Raw genomic sequence first — 6,726 nt, 5'->3', positions numbered from 1 at the left:
GGGCGCCCCGGAGCTGCGCGAGCGGATCTGCGAGGTGATGTCCCTCTCCGGGATCGACGCCTCGTGCGGCGCCTCCCCGGAGGACGTGGTCGTCACCGTCGGCGGCCAGCAGGCCCTCGACCTGGTGGCCCGGCTCTTCCTGGACCCGGGTGACGTGGTGCTCGCCGAGGGGCCGACGTACGTCGGCGCGCTCGGGGTGTTCCAGGCCGCCCAGGCCCAGGTGGCCCACGTGCCGATGGACGACGAAGGGCTCATCCCGGAGGCGCTGGAGGTGGCCATCGCCGACCTGGCCCGGGCCGGCCGCCGGGTGAAGTTCCTCTACACCATCCCCACCTACCAGAACCCCGCCGGCGTGACGCTGAGCGAGGAGCGGCGCGAACGGGTGCTCGACATCTGTGAGCGCGCCGGGCTGCTCGTGGTGGAGGACGACCCGTACGGTCAGCTCGGCTTTGAGGGCGAGGCGCCCCGGCCGCTGCGGGCCCGGCGGCGCGAGGGGGTCTTCTACCTGAGCACGTTCTCCAAGACGTTCGCGCCGGGCCTGCGGGTGGGCTGGATCCTGGCCCCGCACGCGGTCCGCGACAAGCTGGTCATCGCCAGTGAGGCGCAGATCCTCTGCCCGAGCGCCTACGCCCAGTCGGCCGTCTCGACGTACCTCGGCACCATGCCCTGGCGGCAGCAGCTCAAGGTCTACCGCGAGATCTACCGCGAGCGCCGGGACGCGCTGCTCGACGCGATGGCCGACCTGATGCCGGAGGGCACCACCTGGACCAGGCCGCAGGGCGGCCTGTTCGTCTGGGCGACGCTGCCCGACGGGCTCGACTCCAAGGCGATGATGCCGCGGGCAGTGGCCGCCCGCGTCGCGTACGTGCCGGGAACCGGCTTCTACGCCGACGGCACCGGCGCCGGGAACATGCGGCTGAACTTCTCCTTCCCGACGCCGGAGCGGATCCGCGAGGGTGTCCGCCGGCTGGCCGGGGTGATGGAGCAGGAGATCGCGATGCGGAAGGTCTTCGGTGCGGTCGGCGGTGCCGGACCCCGCCGACGCCAGGGCGGCTCGGACGCGCCCGGTCCCGACTTGGCATGATGCCCGCATGTCCGACAGCCCTGCCGCACCGCCTCCCGTGACCGGATCCGCCGTCGACGAGCTGCACGTGCTCGTACTCGCCGGTGGCCTCTCCTACGAGCGGGACGTCTCGCTGCGGTCGGGCCGCCGGGTGCTCGACGCGCTGCGCGCGGTCGGAGTGCAGGCGGAGCTGCGCGACGCCGACGTGGCGTTGCTGCCCGCGCTGACCGCCGACCCGCCGGACGCGGTGGTGATCGCCCTGCACGGCGCCACCGGCGAGGACGGCTCGCTGCGCGGCGTGCTCGACCTCTGGGACGTGCCCTACGTCGGCTGCGACGCCCGGTCGTCCCGGCTCGCCTGGGACAAGCCGTCGGCGAAGGCGGTGCTGCGCGAGGCGGGCATCCCGACGCCCGACTGGGTGGCGTTGCCGCACGACCGTTTCTCCGAGCTGGGCGCGGTCGCCGTCCTGGACCGGATCGTCGACCGGCTCGGGCTGCCGCTGATGGTCAAACCGGCGCAGGGCGGCTCCGGACTGGGCGCCGCCGTGGTCCGGGAGGCGGCGTCGCTGCCGGCCGCCATGGTGGGTTGTTTCGCGTACGACCAGACCGCACTCGTGGAGCGCTACGTGCCCGGAATGGACGTGGCGGTCTCCGTGCTCGACCTCGGCAAGGGCCCGCAGGCCCTGCCCCCGGTCGAGATCGTGCCGCGCAACGGCGTCTACGACTACGCGGCCCGCTACACCGCCGGCCGTACCACCTGGCACGCGCCCGCCCGGCTCGACGCCGCGACGACAGCCCGGGTGACCGAGGTGGCGCTCGCCGCGCACACCGCGCTCGGCCTGCGCGACGTGTCCCGGGTCGACCTGATCGTCGACGCCGGCGGTGACCCGCACGTGCTGGAGGTGAACGTCTCTCCGGGCATGACCGAGACGTCGCTGCTGCCGCTGGCGATCCAGGCGGCCGGGCTGGACTTCGGCCGGGTGCTCGGCACGCTCGTGACCCGGGCCGCCGCCCGCCGCTGAGGTCAGCCCTCCCGGGTACGCCCCGCCCGCGGCTGGCCGTCGTCGACCACGTCCTCGGCCTCGCCCGCAGTCGGGGCGTCCCCGGTCTCCTGCTCCTCGGCCGCCTCGGATCCGTCCTCCGGCTCCGGGTCGTCGACCGACGGGCCCGCGGAGGGGTCTGAGACGCCCCCTGCCGCCTCGGACTCCGGGATCTCGTCCGCAGCCTCGATCACTGATGCGGGCTCGTCCTCGGGCTCCTCAGCGGCGTCCGCAGCCGAGGCCGGGGCAAAGCTCGACGGGGCCTGCCACTGGATGCGCGGCGGCTCGGCGAGCGGCCGGCCACCGAACTCGGCGAGCCACGCAGCCACCAGGGCCAGATTCTCCCGCCACTTGTCCTCGGAGATGGGGGGCAGGATCGAGTCCCACAGCGACAGGAACGTGCCGCGCAGTTGCAGCCGCCCGTACGGCCGGGCCAGGAACCACAGGTGCAGGTGCGCGGAACCGTCGCCCCAACGATTCACGTGGACCCGGGCCACGCCGTCGAGCGACCGGACGGCCCGCTCCAGGCGCACGGTCATCACGCCCAGCTCGGCGGCGAGCAGATTCGGCAGGTCGCCCAGATCCAGGTGGGACCGGGACTCCAGGATCAGGACCATCGGCAGACCGGTGGGCCGGTCCATGGCACGGACCCGCCACCGCTCACCGACCCAGATGTACGCCTCGTCGGGCGCATTGCAGGCGGTGCACTCCCGGTCCGCCTCGCCGCGGCGGGGAGGTTCGAACGGTACGGGCTCGTCGAGCTGCTTGACGCGGAGATCGCCCTCGAAGGGAAAGGACGGCCACTGGGTGAAGTCTGGAACTGAGGGAGGGGTGTCCGGCACGACGCTGACCCTAACCGAGTTGGCGACGCCTGTCCCTACCCGTTCCACTGGCCGCGCACAGGTTGTCCACCACGTTGTCCACAGGGTGCCGAGATCACCAGTACGGTGCGTCATCCACTGCTCAGCAAGGGTTTCGGCGCTTCGTTTCACGTGAAACGAGACGAGCCTGTGGACAACTGCTGTGGATAACTGGAGGGCGTGTGGATCCGTTCTTCCAACGATCGGGCGCGCGATCCGTACCGGGTTTCGGAAGGGCTTCTTGCGGTCGGTTTCACGTGAAACGACGGCGGTCGGATCGTCCGTGGTTCCACGCCGGTCCTCGGTACGCCGGAGGCTGGGTCCCACGTCAGCCCGGCGCGGGGGTTCGCTGGGCCGGGGTTCTCGATGGCCGGCTGATCCACTGTGACTCTCGACCCGGTCCGCCGCCCGCCGAGTCGACCAACCGGCCTGCGACATGAGGGCACAGCCCGGCCGGACACCCCGCCGAGTGCCAAGCCGCCGGGACGGCGGCGTCCGCCAGGCCGGCCCACGAAGCGGCATCCGAGCCACCTCGGGTCAGCGGCGCACCGCGGCTCACCCCGAGCTACCGGGGCCAGCCGGGTCACCGGGGCTCCTGCCGTTGCCGGCCGCCCCGCCGCTTTGGCCGCCCCGGCCGGACGGCCCGCTCCGGCCCGCTCCGGCCCGCTCTGGTCGCTCCGGCCCGCTCTGGTCGCTCCGGTCGCTCGGTCGCTCCGGTCGCTCGGTCGCTCGGTCGCTCGGTCGCTCGGTCGCTCGGTCGCTCGGTCGCTCCGGCGAGCATTCTCGCGCGCCCGCTTCGAACCTGCGAGGGATCAGCGGCTAGCGACAACTCATCCGGCTCCTGTGCGGGTGGTCTGGAGGCGTTGCTGACAGGGTGGTCATCGGCCGGGGCGACGGGGACATCTTGGGAAACGCGCGCCCCCAGACGGGACCACTTCGGTCCGGGCTCGCCAACGCCAGCCGCCCCGGGTGCGGTGGAACACCATGGGTGTCTCCGAGGCGTTTTGATACCCATGGTGTTCCACTCGGTCCAGCTGCCGCTCTGGCGGGATGGCAGCGTGCGGGGCGGTGGGTGTCGGGGCGGTGAGTGCGCAGCGACGGCGGCTGCAACGACGGCCACCGGCTCGGGGCATCGGCGAGACGGCCACATCGGCGATGCGATATCAGCATCGACGCGATGGACGCGCGTCATCGTTTGGCCGGGTGGCCAGTAGCGGCCGGGATGGGACTGGGCCGCCCGAAGGGCGGGCCACGGTAGCCAAAGGCGACGAGCTCAGGTCGGCAACCCACGTGGTTGCCCTTTTGCCCACGCCCGAGCGGACGTTCACGTTCGGGCAGCGGCCGCCGCTTCGTGGGCAGTTCGATGTACAGCTTCGACCAGTAGCGTCGCGCGCCGCATCGGCGGGGCGGCGGGAGTGCTCAGCGGCCTCACGCGGGCCTACCCGTTTCACGTGAAACGCCGCCGCCTACCGACCGGACTGCACCCGGTCCTTGCCCTCCTTTTGAGGGAGTCTGCGAGTTCGGCGCCCCAGCCCGGAAGCAGAAGCGAACCAGCCGCCCAAGTTGCGCCAGTCGCCTTAGCCACCCGGCCTATCCCGCCGCCGCCGCGCGACCGCGCGACCGCGTCGCCTCGGCACGTCGCCACCGCGCTACCCCCGCCACCCGCGTCACGACGCCACCGCGCCACCGCGTCACCGCGCCACCGCGTCACCGGGCCACCGCGTCACCGGGCCACCGCGTCACCGGGCACCGGGCACCGGGCACCGGGCACGAGGCACCGGGCACCGGGCACCGGGCACCGGGCACAGGGCACAGGGCACAGGCATTCTCGTTTCACGTGAAACCAGCGGGAAGGACGCCGAGCCGGCCACGCCCTCGCGCGGGCAGCAGCAGACGGTTCGCAACCGAAACGACGTCCTGGAGAAAGAGAACCGGCCGCACCCCCTCGCGGGCGATGCGGCCGGCCGGACAACCTCTGACGGCTACGCCTCGGGCTGCTCCTCACCGTCCATGCCGATGATCCCGACGATCCGCTCCAGGTCGTCAACGGTGGCGAACTCGATCGTGATCTTGCCCTTGCTCCGGCCGATGTCGACCTTCACCCGGGTGTCGAACCGGTCGGAGAGCCGGTCCGCGAGATCGGTGAGCGCCGGGGCGTGCGGCTTCGGCCGGCGCTTCGCGGCAGCCGTCTTCGCCGGCTCCTCGGCGAGCGCCAGGTGAACCAGTTCCTCGGCACCGCGTACGGAGATGCCCTCGGCGACGATTCGCTTGGCGAGCTGCTCCTGCGCCTCGGCGTCGTCGAGGCTGAGCAGTGCCCGGGCGTGACCGGCGGAGAGCACTCCGGCGGCGACCCGGCGCTGCACAGCGGCCGGCAGGTTCATCAGCCGGATGGTGTTGGAGATCTGCGGGCGGCTGCGGCCGATCCGCCGGGCCAGCTCCTCGTGCGTGGCGCCGAACTCCTCCAGCAGCTGCTGGTAGGCCGCCGCCTCTTCCAGCGGGTTCAGGTTGGCGCGGTGGATGTTCTCCAGCAGCGCGTCCCGGAGCATCGCGTCGTCCTTGGTGTCCCGGACGATCGCGGGGATGGTCTCCCGGCCGACCGCCTGGGCGGCGCGCCAGCGCCGCTCACCCATGACGAGTTCGTACTTCTCGGTGTCGAGCTGGCGGACCACGATCGGCTGGAGGAAGCCGACCTCCTGGATCGAGGTCTTCAGCTCCTCCAGCGCCTCCTCGTCGAAGACGTGCCGGGGCTGCTTCGGGTTCGGCACGATGGCGTCGACCGGGATCTCGGCGAAGCGTGCGCCGGGCACCGGGCTCAGGTGCGACTCGGGCTCGACGGCCGGCGACGGGGTGCTTCCGACACCGCCGGTGATGGCGGCGGTCGCGCCTGCGACCGGAGCCGAGGGCGACGCGGCAACTGCCGACGACTCCGGTTCGGTGGCCGCCGGTTCGGCGCCCGGTACCGGTCCGGTGGGGATGAGGGCGCCGAGCCCTCGGCCCAGTCCGCCGCGGGGACGGTTCTTCATGCGACGCCTCCCAGCGACATCTCCGCACTACGCATTCCGGCTCACCGGCTCCTTGACGCCTCGTTCCGCGATCTCCTGGGCGGCCTCGAAGTAACTCGTGGCTCCCCGCGAACCGGGATCGTAGGTCATCACCGACTGGCCGTAGCTCGGTGCCTCGGAGACACGCACGTTGCGCGGGATGACGGCCTGGAGCACCTTGTCGCCGAAGTGGTTCCGGACGTCCTGCTCCACCGCGTCCGCCAGCCGGGTGCGCCTGTCGTACATGGTGAGCAGGATGGTGGAGACCTCGAGCTTCGGGTTGAGGTGCTGGCGCACCAGGTTGATGTTGTTGATCAACTGGTTGAGCCCTTCCAGCGCGTAGTACTCGCACTGAATCGGGATCAGCACCTCCTGCGCGGCGACGAGCGCGTTGACGGTCAGCAGGCCGAGCGACGGGGGGCAGTCTATGAAGACGTAGTCGAAGTGCCCCGGGTACGCGGCGATCGCCCGCGCCAGGCGCGACTCCCGGGCCACCACGGAGACCAGTTCGATCTCGGCGCCCGCCAGGTCGATCGTGGCCGGTACGCACCACAGGTTGGGGATGCCCTCGACGGCCTGCGCCACCTCTTCGAGCGGCACGCTGTCGATCAGGCAGTCGTAGACGTCGGGCACGCCGGTGTGGTGCGGGACGTTCAGACCGGTGGAGGCGTTGCCCTGGGGATCAAGGTCGACCACGAGCACCCGGTTGCCGTGCAGCGCGAG

Annotated in this window: 5 protein-coding genes; 2 read left to right on the top strand and 3 right to left on the bottom strand. The window is 72.0% G+C overall.

All coding sequences use genetic code 11. The features are described from left to right. Window positions 1–1,084 (top strand): PLP-dependent aminotransferase family protein (locus A8711_RS28215; RefSeq protein ID WP_069089877.1); only part of this gene is annotated, 1,084 nt, incomplete at its 5' end. Window positions 1,085–1,091: 7 nt separating this feature from the next. Continuing rightward, window positions 1,092–2,084, top strand: a complete 993-nt coding sequence (locus A8711_RS28210) for a D-alanine--D-alanine ligase (protein WP_043327686.1) — start codon at window positions 1,092–1,094, stop codon at window positions 2,082–2,084. 2 nt (window positions 2,085–2,086) lie between these two features. On the opposite strand, the gene A8711_RS28205 is transcribed toward A8711_RS28210, so the two are convergent. From A8711_RS28205 to A8711_RS28195, 3 genes are all read right to left on the bottom strand, one after another. Next, window positions 2,087–2,944: a hypothetical protein gene (locus A8711_RS28205; protein WP_069089876.1), complete on the bottom strand. Its 858-nt coding sequence runs from the start codon at window positions 2,942–2,944 to the stop codon at window positions 2,087–2,089. A gap of 2,000 nt (window positions 2,945–4,944) precedes the next feature. Continuing rightward, a complete protein-coding gene (locus A8711_RS28200; RefSeq protein WP_064448052.1) occupies window positions 4,945–5,985 on the bottom strand; it encodes a ParB/RepB/Spo0J family partition protein in 1,041 nt (346 codons plus the stop codon). Between the two features lie 27 nt (window positions 5,986–6,012). After that, a partial coding sequence (locus tag A8711_RS28195; protein WP_069089875.1) for a ParA family protein occupies window positions 6,013–6,726 on the bottom strand: 714 nt, incomplete at its 5' end.

It is taken from the genome of Micromonospora sp. II (genome assembly GCF_001709195.1).
In the GTDB taxonomy this organism is placed as follows: Bacteria; Actinomycetota; Actinomycetes; order Mycobacteriales; family Micromonosporaceae; genus Micromonospora; species Micromonospora chalcea.
The sequence above is the reverse complement of the archived record's forward strand: the minus strand, read 5'-3'. Positions and strand labels throughout refer to the sequence as shown.